Consider the following 25,064-nt stretch of genomic DNA (forward strand, 5'->3'; position numbering starts at 1 on the left):
ACGTCACAAATGCGGGACAGACCCGCGGCCGCCCGGCTCCTGCACACTCCGGCCCGCCACAGGCGTGAGACTTGCTCATGGTCGCCTCCCACGATGACCGCGCGCAAGAGAAGGTTCCTCTACTTCGTGCTTTTCACAGGAACGGCGGCATGTGTGTCGAGCGCCCCGACCTTCGACTTTGGCGATGGCGGGCCCGGCCAACCCGGCAACGAGGCGGGCCCCACCGAGGCGGGCTCCGAAACGGGGACGGATGCCCCGATCACAGACGCCGGGCCGCCTCCGTGCAATCCGAAGGCGCCGTTTCAACGAAGCCCGAACCAGCCGTTTCAGAAAGTGAACACCGCGAATGCTCAGGTCGGGGCGAGCCTCTCGCCGGACGAACTCACCGTCTACTACGACGACAACCGAACGCTCTTCACGGCGACGCGAACGGAGATCACGAAGGCCTTCGAGAACGCTCACCCACTGCCCATCGAGGGGGACGCGGGCTGCGCGGCGTTGGGCCTCCCGGCCGTCACCCGCGATGAAAAGCGAGTCTTCTTCCAGTGCAGCAACGACGGCGAGGCGACAGCCCAGATCCGCTCGATGGTGCGCAACGACAAGGGCGCAGCCTTCGGCAACGTGGCGGAGGTCATCTTCCATCAAGAGGACAAGTTCAAATGGTTTCCCCGCGTGTACGAGAGCCAGGGCCGCATCGAACTCTGGAGCTCCATCACCGCGGCCATGGGTTCTCGCGACGGCGACGAGATCTACCAGCTCGTCTCGACGGACGGCGGTGGAGGCTTCGGGGCGGCCATCCCAAGGGACGATCTCAACGCTCCGGACGCCGGCGACAGCTTCCCCGTGCTGACCCCCGACGGGCTTCAGGTCTACTTTGCCTCCGGGCGCGATCACCTGTCGAACGCCGATATCTACGTGGCCACACGACAGGACGTGAAGGTGAAGTTCCAAACCCCCACCCGCGTCGCCGCGCTCAGCGATGACGTTGGCGACGATGGCCCCAATTGGATCTCGCCGGATGGCTGCCGAATGTATTACTTCTCGGGCCGCGCAGGCGGAGCCGGTAGCTACGATCTCTACCTGGCAGAGCGCGCGAAATAGCTCGTCGTCTGTACCGGCAAGTGTACCGAAATCAGGGGGCGCACCGGTACATCGTACCGGCGCACCGGTACATGTTTAGAACGCAAGCGAAGCGCTGGCGCCAGCCACGTTCGGCCCAATCATTGGCACGATGGCGGTGGTCGGCGTCTTCTTCGCGGTGACAATGAGATAAATGCCAACACCGAGCGCGACGGCGCCGGTGGCACCGGCAATGATCCCCACGGTTTGGCTCGAGGCGGCGCTATCGTGATCGCTCTTGCTCTGGTCGGCCTGCCGGTTGGCCTCCGACCTATCGCCGCCGGCAAATGCCGAACGCGCGGCGTCGGCCGCCTTGTTCGAGTCATCGTTTTGGCTCAGCGCGCGCAGCCCGAAAAAGCCGCCTGCGCCCAGCGCGAGAACTCCGGCACCGGCCACCACGAACCCGATGGTTCGCTTCGTATTGCCGCCCGAATCCGCGACGTGGTCCGCCTCGGGTTGGCGACTCGACGCGGGGCTTTCCACCGCCACCGCGATCGGCGACGGGGCAAGCGGCTGCTCCCGTGCGTCCTCCAGGGGAGGGACGTCGAAGACCGACGTGCCAGGGCCATCGGCCAAGGTGACCTTCCGCGTCCACGTCTTCTTTCCTGGGGCAGAAACCACGATTTCATGTTCGCCCGGGTCCACCGGGATCGGCGTTCCTGGGGAAGGCTGAAACTCCTTGCCCCCGAACGAAATGACCCGGCCGGGCTGCGTCCCCCGAAGCGTGATCACCGCATGGCGAAGCCTCGGCTCGAGCGCGGAGGCATGCTCGCGCGCAAACTTGAGCCGATCCTTTCGATTGGTGCGCTCCGACTCCTGGATGACCTGGTTGAACTCCATCCACGCCGAAGCCGTTTTGCCCTCTTTCTCGTGGCACGTCGCGAGGTTGATCAACGTCCCCGTCGCCGGCTCGAGGCGCTGACTCTCCGCCAGCTTGATGCACGCCTCGCGGGTCTGGCCGGCCTCCAAAAGCCGCTGTCCCTCCCGATAGAGCGTTTCAGCCGACGCTGAACTCTGCTGCGCGCCCGCAGGGCCCGCCGAGAACACCCCCATCAACACCACGGCCGCACCGATATGCTTTCTCGCCCTCATTCCCTCGCCCTTTTTCCGCAGCGCTTCGCAAGCTCCGAGCCAACGGACGGCAAGCCATGTGCGATGGCCTCCCGTATGCAGGGAGAGGGATGGCTTCCGATGGATGTAGGCTTCACACCTCATCTCTTTGGCGCGAGAGAACCAAAACATGGGCGTATCGAAATCGACCCCTTCTCGAACCTTGCTGCTCTTGAGTCCATCGCCAGTGGACGTAGGTTGACACCGTGGAGGACATTCTGAAGGTAGGGCAGCTTTTCCTCGGCAAGTACCGAATCGAAAAGCTGGTCGGCAAAGGAGGAATGGGCGCCGTGTATGCGGCCGTCGATAGCGACCTTGCGCGAAAGGTGGCCATCAAAATTCTCCTTCCCCATATCGCGAGCTCGCGCACGGCGGCCACCCGATTCGTCAACGAGGGTCGCGCGGCCGCGCGGATCGAGAGCGAACACGTCGCGCGAGTGTATTCGGCGGGGCGCACGCCACAGGGCCTGCCCTTCATGATTTTGGAATTGCTCGAAGGGACGGACGTCGCCGACCTCCTCGAAAAGCACAAGCGGCTCGGGGTGGCGGAAGCCGTCGACATCATGATCGACGCGCTCCAGGCCGTCGCCGAGGCGCACCGACTCGGCATCGTGCACCGCGATCTCAAACCGTCGAATCTGTTCCTTCATCGCCGGGGCAATGGATCGCAGGTCGTCAAAGTTCTCGATTTCGGGATTTCGAAATTGACCCAGCCCATGTCGACCACGAGCGATCAAGGGCTGACGGCGACCCAAGCATTGCTCGGCACACCGAATTACATGTCCCCGGAGCAATTGCTGGATTCGAAGTCCGTGGATCATCGCACGGACATTTGGTCGCTGGGGGTCATTCTGTACGAAATGCTGGCCGGGACCGTGCCCTTCGGCGGCCCCACCCTGCGCGAGCTCTTCTCGGCGATTCTGCATCAACAGACCGCCCCCCTTCCCCACTTGCGGGGGGACGTGCCGGCCGGACTGCAGATGGCCATCGATCGATGCATGACGCGGGATCCGCAGCGGCGCATTGGAGATGCCGCCGAACTGGCCCGCTTGCTCGCGCCGTTTGGCTCGGGTGCGCGCGCGCCATTCGGGCGAGTCCCCTTCGACGAGGAACCGACGACCGTGGCGGCCGCCCCACTGGCCATGCCGTCCGCACCGCAACTCGTTTCGGGGCCCGGCGGCGTACGGACCATGACGGCGACGAATGAACAAAGGCTCGCCGTTCCGGCACCGATGCCGCCGCCCGAGCACGTTTGGGCGCATACCAATCAGGCGAACATCACGCCCTCGCCGGTTCAAATGGATTCGCCCTGGGCCGGGCAATACGCGGCCGCGGTCACGCGACCGCGCACGTCGAGTCGTTCTTTGCTGCCCTATGCGATAGCCGTCCCCCTCGTCGGCATCCTCGCCGCCGGCGCCATCATCGTGGCCGCGCGCGTGGTGCAGACGAAAACGGAGGCGGTCACCTCGGCGTTGTCGGCAAACTCACCGCCGCCCGAACCTGCCGCGTCGCCACCGCCCACGCCGAGTGCGGAGCTGCCTCGCGCCGAAGCTGCGGACGCCGCGGCATCATCCCCCGCGCCGGCCCCGGCCGCCGTCTCGGCGCCGGTCCCCGCGGCATCGGCGTCGGCCGCGGCGCCCGTCGAGCGTCCCTACCGCGGAGGAACACCGCGCAACACGAAGCGGGAGTCGACGTTCGATCCGACGAAGGATTCCCGTTACTGAACTACGATGGCCAGGCCGATTCCAGGATGACATTGCAAAAGTCGCGGCGCACGTAATTGGGATCCATGCGCGCGAGAACATCGGCCTTGATGTTGCCAAACGTCGTATCCGGCTTGTGCCGAATGCCTTCGAAGAATGCGCCGATGATGTCCTTTTTGAAGGATGGGCCACGAGGGTGGGCCTGAACGACCCGCGCGCGGGCATCCTCGGACACGTTGGCGAACCCCAGCCCCACGACATCCATCTCGACGCCCGCCAAGACCAGGGCCACCTCGGACTTTTTGTGCTCGGGGATCCCCGGCGTCGTGTGCAGTGCAATGGCATCCCAAACGACGTCGATGGCGTCTTGCCCGATGCCGTGGGCGCGCAGAAAACTCGCCGCGGCATTGGCACCGTCGACCTCGAACCGATCGTGCGCGCTGGAGTACGTTTTGGTGAGCCCCAGATCGTGAAACATCGCCCCGACGTAGAGCAACTCCGTATCGAAGGCTCGTCGCTGGCTCACCCCGGTCAGCGCACCGAAGTAATACACACGCGACGAATGATGAAACAATAGCTGGGTCGCGCAATCGCGAACCAACTCGGTCGCCGCGCGCGCAATTTTGCTATCGGGAATGGAAATACCGGCTATCGACGAGCTCATGGGACTCGGTCTCCTTTTCTCTCGAAGGGGAAGCTAGCCCCCGAGGCATATGTCCGCTATTGATATTTTATGTCAAAAACGGACACATCGATCCAGAAGCAGACACGGTTGGTGTCGATGTTCACCGTACCCGGTGTGCAGTTGCTCGACGTCGCGGGGCCGCTCGACGTGTTCGCCGAGGCCAACCGGCAATGCGCGGGCCGCAAACCGGTGTATCGATTTCGCATCGTGGCCAACGTCGCGGGACCCCTGACGTGCTCGTCCGGCACCCGCTTGCTGCCCGACGCGACCATCGACGATCGCCGCGAGAAGGTGGATACGCTCCTCGTCGCGGGCAGTCCGCATGCCGTGGACACCGTTCTCGATGCGGCCACCGTGGCATGGCTCACGGCGAGCGCTCGCACGGCGCGCCGTTATGGCTCCGTCTGCAGCGGCGCATTCCTCCTGGCGCAGACCGGGGGGCTCGACGGGCGGCGAGTAACGACGCATTGGAGCGTGGCCAGCGCACTGCAGGAGGCCTTTCCCAAGCTGCGGGTCGAGCCCGACGCCATCTACGTGCGCGACGGGCGCGTGTGCACGGCCGCCGGCGTCACCGCGGGAATGGACCTCGCGCTCGCCCTCGTGGAAGAGGACGTAGGTCGCGAAGTGGCCATGAACGTGGCCCGCGAACTGGTCATGTTCTTCAAGCGCCCCGGCGGACAAATGCCATTTAGCCGCCGCGGCCAGGCGGAAGTGTCCGGCCGCTCTGCATTGCAGGAGTCACAACGATGGATCGCCTCCCACCTCCGCGCCGATCTCTCCGTGGCCTCGCTGGCCGGCCGCGCCGGGGTGAGCCCTCGCCACTTCGCGCGCATGTTCCGCACCGAGCTTGGCGTCACCCCCGCCGACTACGTCGATTCGGTGCGGGTCGACGCCGCACGCCGCCTCCTCGAAGACGGCAGCGGCGCCCCGAAGCAGGTCGCCGACCGGTGCGGATTCACCAACGTGAACGGACTGCGGCGTGCCTTCTTACGATGTGTCGGGGTAACCCCCGCGGAATACCGCAAACGTTACGCCAACGACATTTCGAAAAGCGATTTTTCATAACCTCTGTGACGACTATTGGGCAGAGGCCTCGGCCGGAACCGGCTGCCCGATGGCTTCGTCCTGCTCGGCGTCCATTTCGGATTCGTCGGCGCGCAGATTGTCCTCGGTGCCGTCTTCCATTTCGACGAGGCCCGACTTCTTCACGGGGCCGAGCTTGGCCTTGCTGCTCACCACCTCCACGTGCACCAACGCGCGGTCCACCGCACCCTTGTCCTCGCCGAAGAGATGTCGATTCACGCGGCCGCTGGCGTCCAGAACCGCCTTTTTGACGCCCCGCTCGACCCAGCACGCGGGGCCCTGGTCGATGACCACGGCGACGGCCGCCTTGCCGTTCTTCTTGTTGGTGATCTTGACCCGGGCGCCGCACCCGTATCGGGCGGCATCGGCGGTAAACCACGTGAGCTTTTGCTCGCAGGTCTTTCCGCTCCAATTTTTGGAACAGATTCCTTTGCTTCGCAGTTGGGATAGGCACGCCGGAATGCAATTGTCGCCCGAATCGCCGTGCGCCTTTCCGTTGGCGTCGACCCAGCAGCCGAACGCGGTAATGTAGTAATTGCCATCTTTGGGAACTTTGGTTCCCACCGAACCACTGCAACTGAACGCCGCCGCCGCAGATTCGATTTCCTGCTCGGTCGCGCTGCTGTCACCTTCGTCGACTGCATCCGGCGCCTCGCTGGAGCACGCGGCGATGCAGATCGAGGATGCGACGAGCCATGCGAGCCGATGACGAAAATTCATCATGATGGTTGCCTCCCATTTGCTCATCGCCAGAAGAGCAACCCACGCGCCATGTGGAAAGATGCGTGCGTTGCCGCGCATCGCGGGTGGCGATGCTGTCAACCTACGGTTGCAACGTACCTGGGGTTTCGATGCACCACCTTTGGCGGCCGAAGCGGACCGAAGAGCCTTGACTCCCCAAATGGTCTCGATACCATCGGCCATGGTATCGATACCATGAACCAACACCACCTCACGCGATGGACCTGGGTTCTCGGGGGCATGCTGGCGCCCCTCGCTGCCGTTCTCGTTCCCGCGCACCCTGCGGTGGCGGCGTTCCCGGAGGAGGAGCCCGACCTTCTCTGGGCCAGCGCGCCACCGCTCCAGAAGGTGTACGACCCGGGCGTGGGGACCTACGGGCCGTTGACCGGCCCTCTTTACCTCAACGACCACACCTTCGTGCGCGGCCCCGACGGCACGTGGCACCTCTTCGGCATCACGGGTGTGGAGCAGCTCCCCTGGCCCAATTCCGACGACGAGGACCAGCTCGCGCACGCCACCGCACCAAGTCCGACGGGGCCTTGGACCAAACGCGCCGACGTGTTGACGAATCCGCACGCGTACGGCGAATCCCATGTATGGGCGCCCCACGTCATCGAATCGGGTGGAACGTATTACATGTTCTACGCGGCCGGCTCCGGCGATCGGGCGGCCATCAATTACGCAACATCGACGGATCTTTACAATTGGCAGCGCCGGGGCACCGCCTTCATCGACGGCGCCGAGTCACGCGATCCCTTCGTGGCGCGCATCGGCGATCGCTGGGTGCTCTATTACACGTCCACCTCGACGGGCGGCTTTGGCAACTACGCCGTCGCCTACCGCACCAGCACGGATCTCGTGCATTGGAGCGATCGACAGATTGCCTACAGCGATCCGATGACGGGAACGGTGTTCGAGAATACGGAGTCGCCATTCGTCTTTCAGAAAGACGGTTGGTGGTATCTGCTCATCGGTCCGCGCGCCCAGTACGAAGGGACGGACATCTATCGAAGCCGCGATCCATTTCATTTCAAAATTGACGATTACGCAGGACACATCGTCTCGCACGCGGCCGAGATCGTCCAAGATGGCGATCAGACCTGGGTCAGCGGCGCGGGCTGGTACGGGCGCGGTGTTTACCTCGCCCCGCTGAATTGGTCTTCGACCCCGCATCTCTGGCAATCGGCGCAGAATCCGGCGATGGCGCGCAATGCCGATGGGCGGCAAGAGATGTTCGCGCTGGAGCCGGCGGGCAATGCCATCTTCCACCGATGGCAGACATCGCCCAACGGCGGTTGGAGCAATTGGGAATCCTTTGGCACCGGCGCGGGCGCGGTTCCCACCGTGGGCCAAAGTGCCGACGGCCGGCTCGAAGTGTTCGCCCTGGGACCCAACGGCGCGTACATCGCGCACCGATGGCAGCTCCAACCGAGCGGAGGCTGGAGCGACTGGGAGACGTTCGGCGGCCCCGCCGGCGCAGCACCCGTGATCGGACGGAATGCCGACGGGCGGCTCGAGGTGTTCGCCTTGGGTCCAAGCGGATCGACCATCGCGCACAAATGGCAAGTGGCGCCCAACGGCGGATGGAGCGATTGGGCGATCTTCGGCGGCGCCGCAGGCGCGCCCCCCACCGTGGGCCGCAGCGCCGACGGACGGCTCGACGTGTTCGCCTTGGGCCCCGATGGGACGAACATCGCGCATCGGCAGCAGGTCACTCCAAACGGCGCATGGGGCGAATGGGACCCGGCATTCGGGGGACCGGCCGCCGCGTCGCCAACGGTCGCGCAGAATGCCGACGGACGATTGGAGCTTTTCATTCTGGGTCCGGGAGGGAGTCACCTGGAGCATCGGTGGCAGGTCGCGCCAAACGGTGCGTGGAGCGATTGGCACGACTTCGGCGGCGTCGCAGGGAGCCTCCCCGCCGCCGGCCGAAACGCCAATGGCGGCCTCGAGGTGTTCGTATTGGGCGCCGGCGGCGGAAATATCGCGCGACGCTACCAGCGCGCCAATGGCACCTGGAGCGATTGGGATACGGCATTCGGGCCGACGGCGGCGGGATGCGTTCCCGCCATTGGGCAAAATGCCGACGGGCGGCTCGAAGTGATCGCGCTCGGCCCCGAGGGACGCGGCGTGTTCAACCGCCACGAGCTGCGCGCCGGCGGCACGTGGAGCGCGTGGGCCGGGTTTGGAGATTGGGGCGGCGGGTTGCCCTGCGGGGGACCGTACTGAGAGGCACCGGCACGAACGGATGCGGTCCGTGAATGGGCCTGGCCCCCCGAGCGTCCATCGGACATGCGCGACGCGTACCGCACGCCGTGGAGACCGGAGGAGAACGCGCCTCCGCCGAAAGGCTCGCTCCTTCCGGGGACGGCGCTCTTCGTCTTGCTTGCGGGCGTCGCTCTCGGGGGCACGTGCATCCGCGTGTCGATCCCCAGGCCGAGCCAACCAGAGGCCGCGGTCAGCGCCTCTGTCGCAGACGAGGAGTCCTCATCATCGGTCGCTCCGGTGGGCGAGGAGCCGGACGTCCGAACGTGGAAGTGCCTCGAGGGGCAACATGCCGACTTCCATTGGCGCGATTGCCTCCCTCACGACGGCTGGACGCCCATGGTGTTCGAGCCGCAGGAGAGCCCGTGCATCCGCGAATCGCGATCGCCGTGCGGCTGCACACGGTGTCGGCCGGGCAGATGGTCGGGATTCGGCATGGTTCGCCCGCAGCTGATCAAAGGGGAAGCCAATCTGTCTCCCGAGATCTGCATTTCTGCGCCGGACGAGCGTCAACTGGCGATCGCCAAATGCACCATCGGCGAAAACGGACACGTGTCGAATTGCCGCTTCGTCCGGGGGGAGCCGGAACTCAAGGATCGCATTCTGTCGAATCTGACGGCTCGCAGGTACACGCCCGTCTTCTTGCAGGAAAAACCAGTGTCGGTGAACTACACGTTCGTATTTCGTATTCCTGCGTGCCCGCCGTGAGGTTTCGCTTCGATGGCCATCGAAGCGTCCGCGCTCGAAAAACGCTACGTTGGGAGTCATGAGAGACCTCGCCATTCGCCTTCCGAACCGCATCGATGCCCTGGCCCTCTTCGGAGAGACCCTTGGTCGCGCCGGGGTGAGCGTCGAGGGCGGTGGCATGTTCACCGTGGATGGACAGCGAATCGCCCACTTCCTCGTCGAGGACGGAACGGCAGCGCGGGCGGCGTTGGAAGCGGCGGGGATCGAGGTGACGTGGGATCGCGAGGTCCTCGTCCAACGCCTCGCCCAAGACGTCCCCGGCCAACTCGGTGCCATCACCCGCCGTATGGCCGACGCCGGTGTGACCATCGAGATCCTCTACAGCGATCACGCGAATCAACTGATCCTCGTGGTCGACGACATGGAACGCGGACGCCAGGTGTCGGAGGCGTGGATGCGCGAGCGCGCACCTGCCGCATCCCGATGAATCGCGCTACCGCGCCTTGCGGGGCCGCGCCGTGCTGCCGCGGACCACGAGCTCTGTCGGCAGCGGCGCGGGCTGCTTGATACGCCGCCCCGCCAGCACCGCCATCACGAGCTGCCCCGCCGAGCGCCCCTTCTCCGCGTGAGGCTGGCGCACGCTCGTCAGCCCCGGATTGGACGCCGATGCGAGCGGCACGTCGTCGAAGCCCGCGATGGATAGATCCCCGGGAATGCGAAGGCCGCGCTCGCGGGCGACCTCCATGGCGCCCGCGGCGAGGCGGTCACTCATGGCGAGAATGGCCGTGGGGCGCGGCTTTCGATCGAGCAGCCATCGCGCGGCCTCGGCACCGCCGGCCTCCGAGTTGCGGGCGGTCTCGAACACCGGCACTTCGGACCAGCGTGCACCGCACGCGGCCGCGTAGCCCGCGAGGCGCGCGCGTGAAATATGGTGCGTGGCCTCCGCTTGCACGGCGGCCGAGACCGGGCCTGGACGAACCTGGGAGGTCAACTCGCAGCTGATCACACCGATGGACTCGTGCCCGAGGCCGAGCACGTGCGCGGCCGCTGCCTCGGCGCCCCCGCGATCGTCGATGGACACGAGCAAGCGGCCGTCCAGCACGGGCGCGTCCACGCGAATCATGGGCAAACGTCGGTCCTTCGCGGCGCCGAAGAGCGGATCGTCGTCGGCCATCGAGTAGACCACGAAGGCATCGACGATGGCGGTCATCACCGGCGACGTGGTCGGATCGTCGCGCGGGGTGCCGGGCATCAACGTGAGGCTCACGCCCAGTTCCTCCACCGCGCTGGCGAGCCCCTCCAAGAACAGCACGAACGCCGGATCGGCGAAGGCGTACGACAAGGGATCGGCGTACACCACGCCGACGGCCACACTCCGCCCGCGCCGCAAACTGCGGGCGGCGGGATCGGGCCCGGCGTAGCCCAGTTTCGCCGCGGCGGCGAGAACGCTTTCCCGCAACGAGGCCGAGAGCTGGTCGGGCCGGTTGTAGGCGTTGGACACCGTGGTGGTGGTCACCCCCAGTGCCGCGGCCACGTCCCTCAGGGTGGGGCGCTTGTCGGAAATGCGTTTCTTGTCCATTGACGATCTCGAAACTACCCACTAGCTCTTAAACGTTCAAGTCTTAAACGTTCAAGAAGGAGATCCCATGCCCCTCGACGCCGGACATGACTGGTGGCGCTCGGCCGTCATTTACCAAGTATACCCGCGCTCCTTTGCCGACGCGAACGGCGACGGCGTCGGCGACCTGCCGGGCATCACCTCACGCCTGCCCTACTTGGCCGACCTCGGCGTGGACGCCATATGGATTTCCCCCTTCTACCCCTCCGCGCACGAGGACGGCGGCTACGACATCACCGACTTCACCGGCGTCGACCCGATCTTCGGCAGCCTGGCCGACGTCGACGCGCTCATCGCGGCCGCAAAAAAGATCGGTTTGCGCGTCCTCCTCGACCTGGTCCCCAACCACACGTCACGGCACCATCCGTGGTTCGTCGCGTCGCGCGCATCCCGCAGCGCGGCGAGGCGGAATTGGTACATTTGGGCCGATCCCGCCAAGGACGGCGGCCCACCGAACAACTGGCGCGCGGTCACCGGTGGCTCGGCGTGGACCTTCGATGCGAGCACCGGGCAGTACTATCTGCACTCCTTTTTTGCGGCCCAGCCCGATCTGAACTGGCGCAATCCCAACGTGCGCGAGGCCATGGCCGGCGTCATGCGCTTTTGGTTGGACCGCGGCATCGACGGGTTCCGCGTGGACATGATCGATTACCTGCTCAAAGACGAAGCCCTCCGCGACGAGCCGCTCGACGAAAATGGCTGGTACGACCAGCCCCTGGCCAAATACCAACTCAATCAGCGGGGCGTGGTCGACATCATGCGCAGTCTGCGCCGCGTGGTCGACGGCTACGCCGGGGCCCGCATCCTGCTCGGCGAGGTGGAGTCGCGTTTGCCCATCGACGTGCTGGTTCGATATTACGGCACCGCGGGGCAGCTCGACGTGCTGCACCTGCCGTTCAACTTTTGGCTCCTCTTCCTGCCGTGGCAGTCGGCGGCGCTCGAGCGCTTCATCACCGACTACGACGGCGCCGTCCCCGAAGGCGCCGCGCCCAATTGGGTCCTCGGTAACCACGATGTGCCGAGGCCGGCCACCCGGCTCGGTGCCGCGCAAGCACGGGCCGCCATGGTGCTCCTGCTCACGTTGCGCGGCGCGCCCGTCGTCTACTACGGCGACGAACTCGGCATGCCCAACGTGCCCATCCCGCCCGAGCGGATCCAGGATCCATGGTCGGCCGCGCTGCCGGGCGGCGGTCGCGATCCGGCGCGGACACCGATGCGGTGGACGCGCGGCCCCAACGCAGGCTTCTGCCCGGAGCACGCCATGCCGTGGCTTCCCGTTGGAGACGAGCTCGAGGCCATCAACGTGGAAGACCAGCGGCACGATCCCGGCTCGATGCTCGCCCTCACGAAGGCCCTGCTCGCACTTCGTCGTGCGTGCCCTGCCCTGCGCGGCGGAAACCTGCGCTGCCTCCAAGGCCCGCCGGGCGCCGTCGTCTTCTCGCGCGTTCACGACGACGAGCGCTTTCTGGTCGCGATCAACACCACGGCGGCCCCCGTCGAGGTGCCGTTGCCAGCCGGCACCTCTGGCATCGTGCGGATCTCCAGCGCGATGGATCGCACGGGCACCTGCACGACGTTGCCGCTCCGCGCCCACGAAGCGTGCGTCCTCGAATGGATCCCCCGCTCGTGACACGCGGCCCCGTCACGTGGCTGATGTACGCAGGCCTCGGCTATTTCAATTACCTGACGTGCGCGATGGGCCCTGCCCTACCGTTGCTCCGCGGCGAGCTGGCCATTTCGTACACCGTCAGCAGCCTTCACTTCACGGCGCTCGCGGTGGGTCTCATCCTCTCGGGCAGCCTGGCCGATCGCGCCATGGGGAAGCTCGGGCGCCGGGTCACATTTTGGCTGGGCATCGCCGGGCTGGCGGGCGCAGGTCTGATCATTGCATCGGGCACGCACGCCGCCGTCACCATCGGCGGTGGGCTGGCCATGGGCATCTTCGGCGGCACCACGCTCTCGATGACCTCGACGGTCCTCAGCGAAGTTCACGGCGCGCACCAAGCCGCGGCACTCGCCGAAGCCAACGTCGTGGCCAGCGCCGCGGGTGCGTTCGCACCGTTGCTCGTGGGGTGGCTCGCCACCGCAACGAGCTGGCGCGCCGCGTTCGTTCTCCCCGCGGCGGTGGGCGCGATCGCCCCCGTCGCGTTCGTCGCACTTCGCCGCATGCAGCTTCCCGAACCGCGGCCGAACGATGCCGAGCGTGCACCGCACGCGCGTGCACTCGGGCTCGCCTACTGGACGTTCTGGTCCGTCCTCGTCCTCGTCGACTGCATCGAATTTTCGATGGCCGCGTGGGCGTCGAGCTACCTTCGCGATGCCGGCGGCTTTTCCGCAGCCTCCGCCGCGACCGCCGCCAGCCTCTTTCTCATCGGGATGCTCGTCGGGCGCGCCGCAGGCACCCGCCTGCTGCTCGTGGGCGCCAAGCCGCGCGCACTCCAGAAGCTCGCGCTCCTCACCACCATCGCCGCCTTTCTCCTGTTTCGCTTGGGCCCCACCCCATCGCTCACGCTCGCGGGGCTGCTGCTCACCGGCGTGGGCGTCGCCAACCTATGGCCGCTCGCCCTGTCGCTCGCATTGGGTGCCGCGCGCGGTGCGAGCGATGCCGCCGCCTCGCGTGCATCGCTCGCCGCGGGCGTCGGTGCCTTCAGCGCCCCCCTGGCCCTCGGTGCCGCCGCCGATGCCCTCGGAATCGCCACCGCCTACTGGCTCGTCGTTCCGCTCGTCGTCGCCGCGTGGCTCCTCGTCGCAAAGACTCCGTAGGCGGTATTCCTATTTCACGCCGTGCATGGCCCGTCGAATCCAAGGTGTCAGTACGAGGTAGAACACGCCGGCCGCCACCCCCGCGCAAGCCATGAGCCGAAACAGATCGCCGTATTTCGCGGCCGCGGCCGCCCAATCCATCGCCTCGCCCGCCGGTACCTCGATGGAGGCGAGCCTCGCGAACTGTGCCGCCAGCACCTCCGAGTACGCGGTGGCGAGCCAGAACGCCCCCATCATGAGGCCCACCACCCGGCCGACGGACAATTGCGTCACGGCGGAGAGGCCAATGGGCATGACCGCCAGCTCGCCCACTTCGAGCACTGCGTACGCAAGCGCGAGCCACCACACGCTGGCCGGCTGGCCGGGCTGCGCCGCGCGGACGGCGGCCATCATCGGGACGAACGAGGCCCCCGCGAGCGCGAGTCCGATGGCCATCTTGGCCGGCTTGCTCGGATTGAGGCCGCGACGCTCCAGCCACGGCCACAGCCAGGAGAAGATCGGCGAGAAGAACACGAGCCAAAACGCGCCCAAAAAGGTGAGCGATCCCGCCGTCTGCGCCACGAGAACGATGTCATGCATGGTCGCCACGACCAGGCCCACGGCCATCAACGCGCCCAACCCCTTCGCCACGCCCCGCCGACCGCGATCGCTCGCCACGAGGGCCGCCACCATCAAGGGCGGGCTCGCGCCCAACGAAAAGATGGCCCACGGCAAGGACGGCGTGCCCCGCGTCACCGTGAAGAAGTCCTTCGTCATGAGCCGATCGGAGAACGTGAGCCACGAGCTGTAGGTCTGCTCGTACAGGACGAAGAAGATCAACACGCCGACGAGCAGCGCGGCGAGTGCAAGCATTTGCTCGCGTTCGACCTTGGTGCACTTCGTGGCGATGAACCATACGAACCAAACGACGAGAAAAGCCCCGATGATGTGCATCGTGCCGTGCACGGTCCACGTGCGCTGGATCAATTGCCAGACGAGGAGCACGCCCAGGCCGGCGCCAAGGTAAATGGCCCATTCGCGGCTCACCGGTCCGACGCGCTCGCGAAGCTTTGCAGGATCCCGCGGTTCGGCGTGGCCTTCGAGGTATTTCTGCCCCCAGAGGAACATGCATAGACCCGCGAGCATGCCGACGCCGGCGGCGCCAAAGCCGTATTTCCAGCCGTAGGTCTCGCCGAGAAAGGCACAAATGAGCGCCGAGAGCATGGCCCCGACGTTGATGCCCGCATAAAAGACGGTAAACCCGGAATCGCGCCGCGGATCGCCGTCGGAATAGAGCTTTCCAACGATGGTGGAGATGTTCGGTTTGAGAAACCCGACGCCCATGATGATGAGCGCCAGCGACAGGTAAAACACCTGCAGCGCCGTATCATCGCGGTGGACGACGCCGTTCACCAGGCGCGCTGGCTCACCTTCGTAGGCCATCCCCAGATGGCCGAGCACCAGGAGGACGCCGCCGAAGACCACCGCCTTGCGCATTCCCAGGTAGCGGTCGGCGAGGAGGCCGCCCAACACCGGCACCGCGTAGACCAAGCCGCCGTAAGCCCCGAGGACGTCGTACCCCGCGTCGTCCCCGAAAAGGTGGAACTTGAGGAGGTACAGCAGCAACAGCGCCTTCATTCCGTAGAACGAAAAGCGCTCCCACATCTCGGTGAAGAAGCAGACGAAGAGCCCCTTGGGGTGGCCTAAAAATTCATCCTGAGGGCGAGCGGCCGATGCGGAAGGCATGTTCCGCCGTTATAAGGGCAGCCGTCCACGACAGCATGTCAAAAGGAGATCTCAGCGACGATCGTACGTATAGACGTGGTCGCCAGTGATGAGCAAAAACTGCCCGTCCGTCGCGGTGAACTCGGCCCGGATGTCGCCCGAGAAGGCATCTCCGCATCGATCGGTGCGCGAAAGCTTCGTCTCGCTCGGCAGGGTGTAGGCGTACGAAGAGAATTGGTCCCGCCCATCCCGCCGCCCGACGACGCGCATCGTCCCTGCCTGGATCACCAGCGTCTGGCTGAGCGTGTCCGGCGAGCCATTTTGCGGCCGCGTGATGTACGTGGTGTACGCCGTGAGGTGGTAAATGCCCTCGTGGATCGTGCCGCCGCGCGCCGCGGGCGTCTCGCCCATGACGATCACCTCTTGGATGGTGGGGCCATCGTTGGTGTGGGCCACACATGGATCTTGGCCGGCATCGGATCCGTTCGGAGGGTTCGAGTTCGAATCCCCACACCCGAGTGCCATGACGCAGACAAACGCCGCCAACGAGGTTCGCATGCGCGCCGCATCAGCAGGATTTGGACCGCTATTCTCTCGCGGCAAACGCGCGCCGTTCACGGCGGACCACCGTGACGCCGTGATCGCGGGAACGAGGGTTTCCCGCCTTACGGTGTGCGGCGCAGCTCGGGGTTTGCCGCCGCGATGCCCACCACCAGGAGGGCGATGAAGCTCCCATGAAGGGCGATCGCAACACCCGGGTCGAAGGCCTTGGCGAGCAACCCGAGGGAGAGGCCGCCCACCGGGGTGATGCCCCAGGGCAAGTTGTAGACGCTCATGACGCGCCCGCGGTACGCCTCGTCGGTGATGCGTTGAACCAACGTGGCGTTGAGCGTCGAGAAGATCGATTCAACAGCGCCAATGGCCACGAGCAGGGCGACCAATACGAGAAAAGGCTTCGAGACGGCAAAGGTCATCAGCCCCGCACCAAAGGCCCCCGCCGAAACGAGGAGCGCTCGACCGCGCCTCGCCGTTCGCAGGCTCATGGACGAGAAGATGGCGCCGAGGATCGCTCCGACTCCGACGGCGCTATGCAGAAGACCGAGGGTCTCCTCGTTCGAACCTACGGCCGCACGTTCGGCAAGGATGGGGAACAACGTGGTGAACGGCAACCCGAACACGACGGGAATACCCTCCAACACGAGAAGGGTGCGCAGAAGCCGGCGACCGAGGATGTAGCGGTATCCCTGGAGGGTGCTCTGCAGCCACGAGTCCCCGGGCTTCGATGGCTCGGGAGGAATCGCGGTTCGGCGAAACGCGGTGAGCACCGAGGGAAGAAAGGCCGCCGCCGTGACGAAGAAGCACCCCGCCGCGCCGATGCGCGGTAAGAGCACGCCCGCAACCGCCGGCCCGAGCACGCCGGCGAGGATCCACGCGCCCGACGAAAGCGCAACGGCGCTGTCCAGGGATTCCGGACGGACCAACTTGGGGACGATGGCCAGGCGCACCGTCCAGTCGAAGCTCCCGATGGAGCCCGCCGCCAGGGCAAAGACGAGAAGCAGCGGCGGCGAGATGCTGCCGGTGAGAATGGTGATCGCCAAGAGCAACGCGTTGAGCCCGTGCAGCGCTTGGGTGACGAGCAACACCTTGCCGCGATCCACACGGTCGACCAGCGCCCCCGCGAATGGCCCGAGGACCAGCCCCGGAAGGCCGACCATGGCGTAGACGCCGCCGAGCCACACGGACGAATGTGTCAATTCGTTGACGAGCCAGCCGCGCACGACGATGCCCATCATGTGGCCGGAAAGCGAGATGACGATTCCGCACCAATATGCCGCAAACCGCAGCTCTCGCAGCGCCGGAGGAATCATCATGTGCGCCCAGCATAGCCCGGAGCTGTCTCGTTCGATGGATCGTCTGCCAATCTATTGGAGCAATGCTACCGTTTTGCTCGCGGCCGGCTCGGAAGGCACTTGCTCCGGTAGCCAATGGGCGAAGTTCGGATTACCGTCCCACCATGTTCGACGCGTCTTTACCGAGGCCCCTCCCCGCCAACGAACCGGTGCTCAACTACGCGCCAGGCTCGGCCGAACGTGCCGCCTTGAAGGCACGGCTGGCCAGCATGGCCAGCGAGCGCCCCGATGTGCCGCATGTCGTCGCAGGCAAAGCGCTGCGGGACGGCGAGGTGTACGAGGTTCGTGCGCCGCACGACCACAGCCTTCTCGTCGCCACGTGCCACGATGGCGGGGCCGCGGTGGCGACCAAGGCGATTGACGCAGCGCTCGCCGCCGCGCCCGCATGGGCCGCCACCTCGTTCGAGGAGCGCGCCCGCATCTTCACGCGCGCCGCCGAGTTGCTCGCGGGCCCGTGGCGTTCGGTCCTCAACGCGGCCACCATGCTCGGCCAGAGCAAGACCGCGTACCAGGCCGAGATCGACGCCGCGTGCGAGCTCATCGATTTTCTGCGCTTCAACGTGGCGTACGCCTCGCGGTTGGCAGAGCAGCCCATCTCGCCGCCCGGCATTTCCAACGCGCTCGAGCTTCGTCCGCTCGAGGGCTTCGTGCTCGCCATCACGCCGTTCAACTTCAGCGCCATCGCGGGGAACCTTCCCTCCGCGTGCGCGCTGATGGGCAACGTCGTGGTGTGGAAGCCGGCCGAGAACCAGAGCCTCGCCGCGTACCACACGATGCGTCTTTTCGAAGCCGCCGGTTTGCCGCCCGGCGTCATCAACGTCGTCTACGGCAACGGCGCCACCATCGCCGGCACCTGCCTCGCGCGGCCCGAGCTCGCGGGCGTGCACTTCACCGGTTCGACCACGGTGTTCCAATCCATCTGGCGCACCGTCGGAGAAAGCGTGGCGCGCTACCGCACGTACCCGCGCCTCGTCGGCGAAACCGGCGGCAAGGACTTCGTGCTCGCGCACCCTTCGGCCGAGGTCGAAGCGCTGGCCGTCGGCCTGGTGCGCGGCGCCTTCGAGTTCCAGGGGCAGAAGTGCTCGGCCGCATCCCGCGCGTACATCCCGCGTTCGATCTGGCCGAAGGTGCGGGACTTGGCCATCGATCACATCAAGCAAATCCGCATGGGCGACGTGACCGACTTCCGCAACTTGATGGGCGCGGTCATCAACGAGCGCGCGTGGACGCGCCTCTCCGGCTGGCGCGATCGCCTGGCCAGCGATCCTAAGGCGAAGATCCTCGCCGGCGACGGCTGGTCGCGTGAAAAGGGCTGGTTCTGCGGCCCCACCTTGGTCGAAGTTTCCGATCCGGGCCACGCCCTCTTGGCCGAGGAGCTCTTCGGCCCCGTGCTCGGTGTCCACGTCTACGACGACGCCGGCGACGGCTTCGAGGCCGCCCTCGATCTGGTCGATCGCACGAGCCCCTACGCCCTCACCGGCGCCATCTTCTCCCGCGACCGCTCCGCCGTTGCCAAGGCAACCACCCGCCTCCGCCAGGCTGCCGGCAATTTCTACATCAACGACAAGCCCACCGGCGCCGTCGTCGGCCAGCAGCCCTTCGGCGGCTCCCGCGCCTCGGGCACCAACGACAAAGCCGGCAGCGCCTACAACCTCCTGCGCTGGGCCAGCCCCCGGACCATCAAAGAAACCTTCGTCCCCCCCACGACCGTTCCCTACCCGTCCATGTCCGAAGAGTGATCACCGGCGCGAGATGGACACCGTCGAGGCGGTGTCCAGGCGCAGGTCGGGGGTCTTGATGGATAGGAGGCCACCGCGATCGGCGGGGTCGAAGTACCAACCGTCGGGGGCCGCGTCGTAGGCGGCCTTCGTACGGTGGCGCGGGAGCGGCGTGCCGGCCATGTCGATGCGGGTGGCCGGCGATGCGGTGTGGAGGGTCAGCTCGTAGTGGCGGCTTTCCGGCTTTCCCGTGTAGTCGCCTTGGCTCGCGCCCAGGGAAACGACGAGGCCTCCGTTCGACGAAACGTCGACGGCGATGCGCTGCTTGGCAAACTTGCCGTCGATGTATTGGCGGGTCAGACCGTCGTCCTCGTAAAGGGTGAACGACGAACGCTGGCCCGGGGCGGGCGGGTAAATGTCGAAGGCGAACGGCCCGGTCGACACCTCGCGGAAGTGCAGTTTCTGCGGCCACATGGGCACGATCGAACCAGCGCGCACGAAGAGCGGCAACGTATCGAGCGGCGCCGGGTAATTGTCCACGGTCACCGGCCCCTTGCGAACCGCGCCCGTCCAGTAGTCGACCCACGTATCCGCCGGCAGGTAAATCCCGCTCCGCGTGGTCGCATTTTCGGTGACCGGCGCGACCAAAAACGCGTCGCCCGCCATGAACTCCTGGCTCGTCGTGTTGTCGCGCACCTTGGCATCCTTGGGATACTCGAGCACCAGCGCGCGCGTGCTGGGAACGCCGGTCTCGTGGGCCACGCGGCTCATCGTGTAGAGGTACGGCAGCAGACGCTCGCGCAGTTTCAGGTATTTGCGATGAATCGCCTTGTGCGCTTCGTCGAAACGCCACGGTTGCTTGTCGCGGTATCCCGTTTCCGGATTCACCGCGCCCCATCCCGACATGCTCATGAGAACCGGAAGAAACGCCTTCCACTGCAGATCGCGGCTGTACGTGTCGGGGCTGCCCGCGTAAATCCCATCGACGTCACCGCTCGCGTAATTGAGTGCCGACAACCCGGCACCGGTGATGGCCGGCACGTGAAAGCGCATATCGTTCCAATTGCCATACGTGTCGCCGGTCCACACGACCGCGTTGCGCTGCGTGCCTGCCCACCCGTCCACGGTCCAGACGAAGCGCCGCGCATCGCTGTTCGTTTCGATGCCCGCGACGGCTTGTTCCACGCCCTTGAAGGCGAATTCGTACCCGTCGCCGATCCACGCGACATCCGTCTTGATGGCCCGCGTGCCGACCGTGCCCACCTCCCAGTCGACATTCGCGAGCCCCGTGCTGGTCCAAAGACCCGTGTAAAAGCCCTTTTCGTGGAGCGACGCGACGGTGGGTGCCAAATCTTCGTACCCACAGCCGTATCCGTCGTTGGGCAAGAACCAGCCTGACGGCATATCGCTCTCACGGGCGGCCTTCGAATAGGCCAGAACGTCGGGCGTCTTGAGGTGCCCGGGCCGATTGACCGGGCCTTGCTCCGGATCGGTATTGTACGTACTCCAGCAATCCGCATTGCCCATCTCGAATCCGAACATCGGGGCGAGAAACGGTTTCCCCGTGACGTCGGTATACCGATCGAGAACCTCTTTGAGGCCGCCGCCGGCGAAGTACACGGCGTCGAATCGCTTCTCGCCGTGCTGCGTCGCCACCGTGGAGCCGAAATCGTAGCGACCGGGCGCCCACGTGTTGCGCACGACCCCGTAGCCCGCGGTGCTCATGTAAAAGGGCGCCGGGCTGGCGTTCTCGAATTCCTTCCAGCTGTTGAACACCCGAATGGGCACGACCTGGTCGCGCAACGCCCACGCGCCGAGACGAAGCCCGCCGCCGTAAAATTGCTCGTCGGCCGCGCGAACGAGCCGCTGCTCCGTCCCCTGCTCGTCCCACGTCAGGCCCGATTGCTCCTTCCAGACGAGCGTCTTGTTGTCCTTTTCGTAGAGCGCAAAGGTCAGCGGCTTCTTGTACGCGCGAAGGACGAGCGCGTCCGATTCGATGCGGTAGTAGGCACCGGCATCGGAATACGACGCGGTCACCGCCCCAAAGTCGGTGCGGGTCAGCACCTTGCCCGCGACCGGATCGGAGAACGTGCCCCCGGGCGCGAGCTCCAGGCGAAAGACGTCCGGCTGCAGAAACCGAACGCGCACCTTATGGGCGCCCGCGGTCAGCATGAACGCGCTTCCCTGCCGCGCGATCGCCGTGAGATCCCCCAACGTCGTCGTCAAAGCATCACCATGCGCCAGCGCCGACTCCGCGGCCGGCGGCGATTGACAGGCGAACGAACTCATCACGATAACCACGAACGGTGCCGCATCCCTGGTGCGCATCGGAACCTCCTCGGCCTCAGCTCTTTCGTTTAACGTCGATTACTTTCGTTATCTTTCGTTTAACTACGCCGAGTCCGCTGGGCCTGTCAATTCACGTCCCGTCGAGAATGTTTGAACGGACGGCCATGACGTGGGCACACATGCTGAAAATCGGAGCGAACACCGTGAACCGAGCACAAATGAACCTCACCCTTAAGAGCATCCTTGGTCTCTTCTTGGCCGCAGCCTCCCTCGTCACCATGGCGTGCAACATCCACCTGGATGACAACGATGATACGACCGTCACGTTGTACACGGACGCCAGCTTCCGCGGGACGCGCGAACAGCGCACCGAACGCGATGGAAAGTGTGCGAACGTGCCCGAGAACGTGAACGACCGCGTGTCATCCATCGCGTGCAACGGCGAGATTACGGTCTACGAGCACGAGGACTGCAGGGGCGACTCCCGCCGATTCACCTGCGACGTCCCCAACCTGCACGACTTTGGCTGGGGCGATCGGATCTCGTCGATTCGATTCTGATCAGCGCAGCACGTCGTACTTCGACACCGCGCCCGTCGTTCCGCACGAAGACGTGCGTACGTCGCCACGAGGACGTCGAACGACGCGGTCCGATTCGTCGACGAATGAAAACCAGCGAGGCATGGGGCGAGTGTTATACGAAATAGCTACTCACGCGTCGAACCGATACTCGGTGGCGCGTGCGGACGAACGCGCCGCAAACGACTCACAAAAAGCGTTCAACGACGAATACGAGGCAGTGGGCACGGTGTCGCGAAATTTCAAATGGGTCGTGAGGCAGAAGAGTGTCACCTCCAGAAAACAGAGATGGCGTTCTGCAGGCAGCGCACTGCGCGCCTCGGCCACATTCGCATCGAGCCATGACAGCGTGCTGAGAAGGCTACGTTCCATCTTGAGACGATGGGCATTGTCCACCGGTACACCGGAAACCTTGCCCAAGGTCAGGGAGACGCCCATGGCCATGGCGTGCACCGTGAGCTCCTGCGCATTGGAGAGCAGCGGCGTGTCGAGATCCTCCGGCCACACGATGCGCAATCGCAGGCTCGATTGACGCGCAAGCTCACGGCAAATCGGGAGAGCACCGAACCAGGTTCCATGCGACGTCACGAGCGTGGGCATTTTCAATGCGGGATTGCCGCCATAGTCCGCCGCATCGGCGGACATGAGGTCGTGCACCACACGAAGGTCACAAGCGACCCCCAATTCCGCCGCGAAGATGCGCGCCACACGCGTGAAGTGCGAGCTCGAACGACCGACGATGACGGGCTTGGCAACCATGGCTTAACCTTCGCATAACATGACGCGTGGCGGGGCGAGCGCGCCTACATCGAATGCGCGGGGTCGGTTCCAACTCCTCGCGGGATCGCTGTGGGACTCAGCGACGGAACACGAGCACCGAGAAGGCGCCGGGCGTTCCGCGAATGGCGTAGAGTTCGCACCCGTTGGCGCGCACGCCGACGGGGACCGCATCGGTCACGGGCGAGACGACCGTGGGAGCTCCGGCGCTGCTCGGAAGTGCGTTGGGCCAATATTGCTCCACGATGCCCGCACCACCCGCGGTGACCTTGGCCTGCGTGAAGATGTAACGCCCCGTGATGGAGTTGCCGTAAGCCGGCTGAATGATGGCGAGCCCTTTCCAGCCCGACGAATCGGCACCGAGCAATGCCACCCGCGTCCATGTGTTGCTGGAGCCGGACCAGACGTAGACCTCTGCACCGTTTCGCAGGGCTTGCGACTCGTCGTTTCGCCCATCGCTGGCGGAAAGCACCGTCCCCGGACCGAGCGCGGGCAAGTTGTTCGTGCGATTTTCCACATTCGGGCCGTCCGAACCGCTCACCATGTAATAGGGGAGGCTCGATGCGGTGCTGGCCCCTTCCATGAGGCGCCACGGAAAGAGCCACGTTGCGCCCTCCGGCCCCACGATGCCGATGGTCTTCGCCTGCGGCTTGTACAGCGTCTCCTTCGGGGAGCCGTAGTTCGGCAAACTCATGTCGCCGGCGACGAGCCGCGAGATCGGATGCGCGAGCGCCAGTGCCGGGCTCGCGTTGGTCACGAACACGAGACCTGGCTCGTATGCCCCTGCGGCAAAGCCCGCGAGCACGTAGTTCGAGGGCATGGGAATCGTCAGTGCGAGCGAAAACGCCCGCCCATGGCAGAAAACGCCTGAATCGGCGGGCCCGGCATCCGAGCTCGATCCCGCATCGACGTTCGCCCCCGCATCGGTGCTTCCAGGTCCCGCATCGGTGCTTCCGGGATCGGGCCCGCATGACGGCCCAGAGTCCACCCCGGCGTCGCCCGCGTCGCCAACGGCGCCGTTGGGAATTTGCACGTCGCCCTCATCGACCCTGGGGTCCACTTCGTGGGTCGCCGAGCAGCCAATCACGCCAAGGGCGATCATCCCAGCAGCACGAACACGCCATGTACGTTTCATCGTCACCTCGTTTCGGAGGTGTCTTGTGGCGTCGAGGCAGCTTCCGTCATGGACGAGAGAAAAACAGGCCCTTCGGCACCGAACGCCTCTTGGTATCGTCCATCCACCGAACCATGCCGTACCGGGATCCTTACACGCCACTTCCGACGTGCTCCGCGTGCTCCGCCAAGGTGCCGTCCAGCGAGATCCTCTTTTCGGACGATGGCTCACTCGTGTGCCGCCGATGCCGCGGCATCGAAGACGCTCGAAAACAGATCCTCCGAGCGTACGATCCGGGCGACGAAACGTCTCGGCGGGAGGTCCTCGAGCGCGAATACGCCGAGCTCGAAAAAGCCACGGCTCCGCCGCCGCCGCTGGTTCGGGGCTTGGTCCCGTGCGCCAAGTGCCAACGCAGCGTGCATCGGTCCGAACTTGCGCGGAACGACCGCAACGAGCCCGTGTGCCGGCAATGCCGCTGGAAGACAAAAAAAGAAAGGCCCGAGTCGTAATCGACTCGAGCCCTCATAAGAAAATCCCGGCGGCGTCCTACTCTCCCACACGGCTTCCCGTGCAGTACCATCGGCTCCGAAGAGCTTAACTTCCGAGTTCGGGATGGGATCGGGTGTGGCCTCTTCGAGATCACCACCGGAAACTGTGGGTGTCCACGTTTCCGAGCGTGTCTGTTGCTCAGTGAAAAGATCGTCTTTTCGAAACGGGTGCTAGCAAAACGAGCTTCGCAAACCCAATCCTGGGTGCGAACTCAAGTGTTTGCCTTAGAGACATGGTCAAGCCGCACGACCTATTAGTACTGGTCGACTCCGTCATTTACATGACTTCCATCCCCAGCCTATCAACCTTGTAGTCTACAAGGGGTCTTTAGAGGCTTGCGCCTGGGATACCTTGTCTTGAGGCCGGCTTCCCGCTTAGATGCTTTCAGCGGTTATCCGTTCCGCACATAGCTACCCAGCTGTGCCACTGGCGTGACAACTGGCTCACTAGAGGTGCGTCCAACCAGGTCCTCTCGTACTATGGTCAGCTCCTCTCAAGTATCCTTCGCCCACGGCAGATAGGGACCAAACTGTCTCACGACGTTTTAAACCCAGCTCGCGTACCGCTTTAATCGGCGAACAGCCGAACCCTTGGGACCTGCTCCAGCCCCAGGATGCGATGGGCCGACATCGAGGTGCCAAACCACTCCGC

The 25,064-nt window shown here is 65.3% G+C and carries 21 protein-coding genes and 2 rRNA genes (1 of these 23 running past the window's edge); 11 read left to right on the top strand and 12 right to left on the bottom strand.

The annotated features are described in order from the left end of the window. The first annotated feature begins 93 nt into the window (after window positions 1-93). The gene (locus tag LVJ94_28090; protein ID WXB00774.1) at window positions 94-1,101 is read left to right on the top strand and encodes a hypothetical protein; all 1,008 of its coding nucleotides are present in this window, start codon (window positions 94-96) and stop codon (window positions 1,099-1,101) included. Between the two features lie 75 nt (window positions 1,102-1,176). On the opposite strand, the gene LVJ94_28095 is transcribed toward LVJ94_28090, so the two are convergent. Continuing rightward, window positions 1,177-2,211, bottom strand: a complete 1,035-nt coding sequence (locus LVJ94_28095) for a hypothetical protein (GenBank protein ID WXB00775.1) — start codon at window positions 2,209-2,211, stop codon at window positions 1,177-1,179. Between the two features lie 224 nt (window positions 2,212-2,435). Between LVJ94_28095 and LVJ94_28100 the strand changes: the two genes are divergently transcribed. Then, window positions 2,436-3,953 carry a protein kinase gene (locus tag LVJ94_28100; GenBank protein ID WXB00776.1) on the top strand — a complete coding sequence of 506 codons (1,518 nt, stop codon included), beginning with the start codon at window positions 2,436-2,438 and terminating at the stop codon, window positions 3,951-3,953. A gap of 1 nt (window position 3,954) precedes the next feature. Here the strand turns inward: LVJ94_28100 and LVJ94_28105 are convergent, their stop codons facing one another. Next, window positions 3,955-4,596: an HD domain-containing protein gene (locus LVJ94_28105; protein WXB00777.1), complete on the bottom strand. Its 642-nt coding sequence runs from the start codon at window positions 4,594-4,596 to the stop codon at window positions 3,955-3,957. A gap of 117 nt (window positions 4,597-4,713) precedes the next feature. On the opposite strand from LVJ94_28105, the gene LVJ94_28110 reads away from it, so the two are divergent. After that, window positions 4,714-5,682 (top strand): DJ-1/PfpI family protein, encoded by a 969-nt coding sequence (locus LVJ94_28110; protein ID WXB00778.1) that lies wholly within the window; start codon window positions 4,714-4,716, stop codon window positions 5,680-5,682. A 12-nt stretch (window positions 5,683-5,694) separates the two neighbouring features. Here LVJ94_28110 and LVJ94_28115 read toward each other — a convergent pair whose 3' ends face one another. Then, window positions 5,695-6,423, bottom strand: coding sequence for a septal ring lytic transglycosylase RlpA family protein (locus LVJ94_28115; GenBank protein WXB00779.1), 729 nt, complete (start codon window positions 6,421-6,423; stop codon window positions 5,695-5,697). A gap of 213 nt (window positions 6,424-6,636) precedes the next feature. On the opposite strand from LVJ94_28115, the gene LVJ94_28120 reads away from it, so the two are divergent. The 3 genes from LVJ94_28120 (at window position 6,637) to LVJ94_28130 (ending at window position 9,880) form a co-directional block, all read left to right on the top strand. Next, window positions 6,637-8,670, top strand: a complete 2,034-nt coding sequence (locus LVJ94_28120; GenBank protein WXB00780.1) for a hypothetical protein — start codon at window positions 6,637-6,639, stop codon at window positions 8,668-8,670. A gap of 63 nt (window positions 8,671-8,733) precedes the next feature. Continuing rightward, window positions 8,734-9,414, top strand: coding sequence for a hypothetical protein (locus LVJ94_28125; protein ID WXB00781.1), 681 nt, complete (start codon window positions 8,734-8,736; stop codon window positions 9,412-9,414). 58 nt (window positions 9,415-9,472) lie between these two features. Further along, window positions 9,473-9,880 (top strand): amino acid-binding protein, encoded by a 408-nt coding sequence (locus LVJ94_28130; protein WXB00782.1) that lies wholly within the window; start codon window positions 9,473-9,475, stop codon window positions 9,878-9,880. A 6-nt stretch (window positions 9,881-9,886) separates the two neighbouring features. Here the strand turns inward: LVJ94_28130 and LVJ94_28135 are convergent, their stop codons facing one another. Next, window positions 9,887-10,972, bottom strand: a complete 1,086-nt coding sequence (locus LVJ94_28135) for a LacI family DNA-binding transcriptional regulator (protein ID WXB00783.1) — start codon at window positions 10,970-10,972, stop codon at window positions 9,887-9,889. A gap of 67 nt (window positions 10,973-11,039) precedes the next feature. Here LVJ94_28135 and LVJ94_28140 point away from each other — a divergent pair, with 67 nt between their 5' ends. Together LVJ94_28140 and LVJ94_28145 are read left to right on the top strand one after the other, a co-directional pair. Further along, window positions 11,040-12,641: a DUF3459 domain-containing protein gene (locus tag LVJ94_28140; GenBank protein ID WXB00784.1), complete on the top strand. Its 1,602-nt coding sequence runs from the start codon at window positions 11,040-11,042 to the stop codon at window positions 12,639-12,641. Continuing rightward, window positions 12,623-13,774 (top strand): MFS transporter, encoded by a 1,152-nt coding sequence (locus LVJ94_28145; GenBank protein ID WXB00785.1) that lies wholly within the window; start codon window positions 12,623-12,625, stop codon window positions 13,772-13,774. Before LVJ94_28140 ends, LVJ94_28145 begins: the two co-directional genes overlap by 19 nt. 9 nt (window positions 13,775-13,783) lie before the next feature. Here the strand turns inward: LVJ94_28145 and LVJ94_28150 are convergent, their stop codons facing one another. The 3 genes from LVJ94_28150 to LVJ94_28160 form a co-directional block, all read right to left on the bottom strand. After that, a complete protein-coding gene (locus LVJ94_28150) occupies window positions 13,784-15,499 on the bottom strand; it encodes an oligopeptide:H+ symporter (GenBank protein WXB00786.1) in 1,716 nt (571 codons plus the stop codon). Between the two features lie 51 nt (window positions 15,500-15,550). Continuing rightward, window positions 15,551-16,036, bottom strand: coding sequence for a hypothetical protein (locus LVJ94_28155; protein WXB00787.1), 486 nt, complete (start codon window positions 16,034-16,036; stop codon window positions 15,551-15,553). A gap of 107 nt (window positions 16,037-16,143) precedes the next feature. Next, window positions 16,144-17,349 (bottom strand): MFS transporter, encoded by a 1,206-nt coding sequence (locus LVJ94_28160; GenBank protein WXB00788.1) that lies wholly within the window; start codon window positions 17,347-17,349, stop codon window positions 16,144-16,146. A 143-nt stretch (window positions 17,350-17,492) separates the two neighbouring features. Between LVJ94_28160 and pruA the strand changes: the two genes are divergently transcribed. Then, the gene (gene pruA, locus LVJ94_28165; GenBank protein ID WXB00789.1) at window positions 17,493-19,127 is read left to right on the top strand and encodes an L-glutamate gamma-semialdehyde dehydrogenase; all 1,635 of its coding nucleotides are present in this window, start codon (window positions 17,493-17,495) and stop codon (window positions 19,125-19,127) included. Here the strand turns inward: pruA and LVJ94_28170 are convergent, their stop codons facing one another. Continuing rightward, entirely contained in the window at window positions 19,128-21,434 is a 2,307-nt protein-coding gene (locus tag LVJ94_28170; protein WXB00790.1) for a DUF5110 domain-containing protein, read from the bottom strand. It lies immediately after the preceding gene. A 179-nt stretch (window positions 21,435-21,613) separates the two neighbouring features. On the opposite strand from LVJ94_28170, the gene LVJ94_28175 reads away from it, so the two are divergent. Further along, entirely contained in the window at window positions 21,614-21,955 is a 342-nt protein-coding gene (locus tag LVJ94_28175) for a beta/gamma crystallin-related protein (protein ID WXB00791.1), read from the top strand. A gap of 150 nt (window positions 21,956-22,105) precedes the next feature. Here the strand turns inward: LVJ94_28175 and LVJ94_28180 are convergent, their stop codons facing one another. Together LVJ94_28180 and LVJ94_28185 are read right to left on the bottom strand one after the other, a co-directional pair. Next, entirely contained in the window at window positions 22,106-22,732 is a 627-nt protein-coding gene (locus LVJ94_28180; GenBank protein ID WXB00792.1) for a glutathione S-transferase domain-containing protein, read from the bottom strand. 97 nt (window positions 22,733-22,829) lie between these two features. Next, complete coding sequence (locus LVJ94_28185) at window positions 22,830-23,885, bottom strand: hypothetical protein (protein WXB00793.1); 1,056 nt, start codon at window positions 23,883-23,885, stop codon at window positions 22,830-22,832. Between the two features lie 113 nt (window positions 23,886-23,998). Between LVJ94_28185 and LVJ94_28190 the strand changes: the two genes are divergently transcribed. Continuing rightward, window positions 23,999-24,373: a hypothetical protein gene (locus tag LVJ94_28190; protein ID WXB00794.1), complete on the top strand. Its 375-nt coding sequence runs from the start codon at window positions 23,999-24,001 to the stop codon at window positions 24,371-24,373. 24 nt (window positions 24,374-24,397) lie between these two features. Here LVJ94_28190 and rrf read toward each other — a convergent pair. Continuing rightward, window positions 24,398-24,514 (bottom strand): 5S ribosomal RNA (rrf, locus tag LVJ94_28195). A 131-nt stretch (window positions 24,515-24,645) separates the two neighbouring features. After that, window positions 24,646-25,064: ribosomal RNA gene (locus tag LVJ94_28200) — 23S ribosomal RNA — on the bottom strand; it runs 2,541 nt beyond the window's last position.

This window comes from Sorangiineae bacterium MSr11367 (assembly GCA_037157805.1).
GTDB classification, from domain to species: domain Bacteria; phylum Myxococcota_A; class Polyangia; order Polyangiales; family Polyangiaceae; genus Pendulispora; species Pendulispora rubella.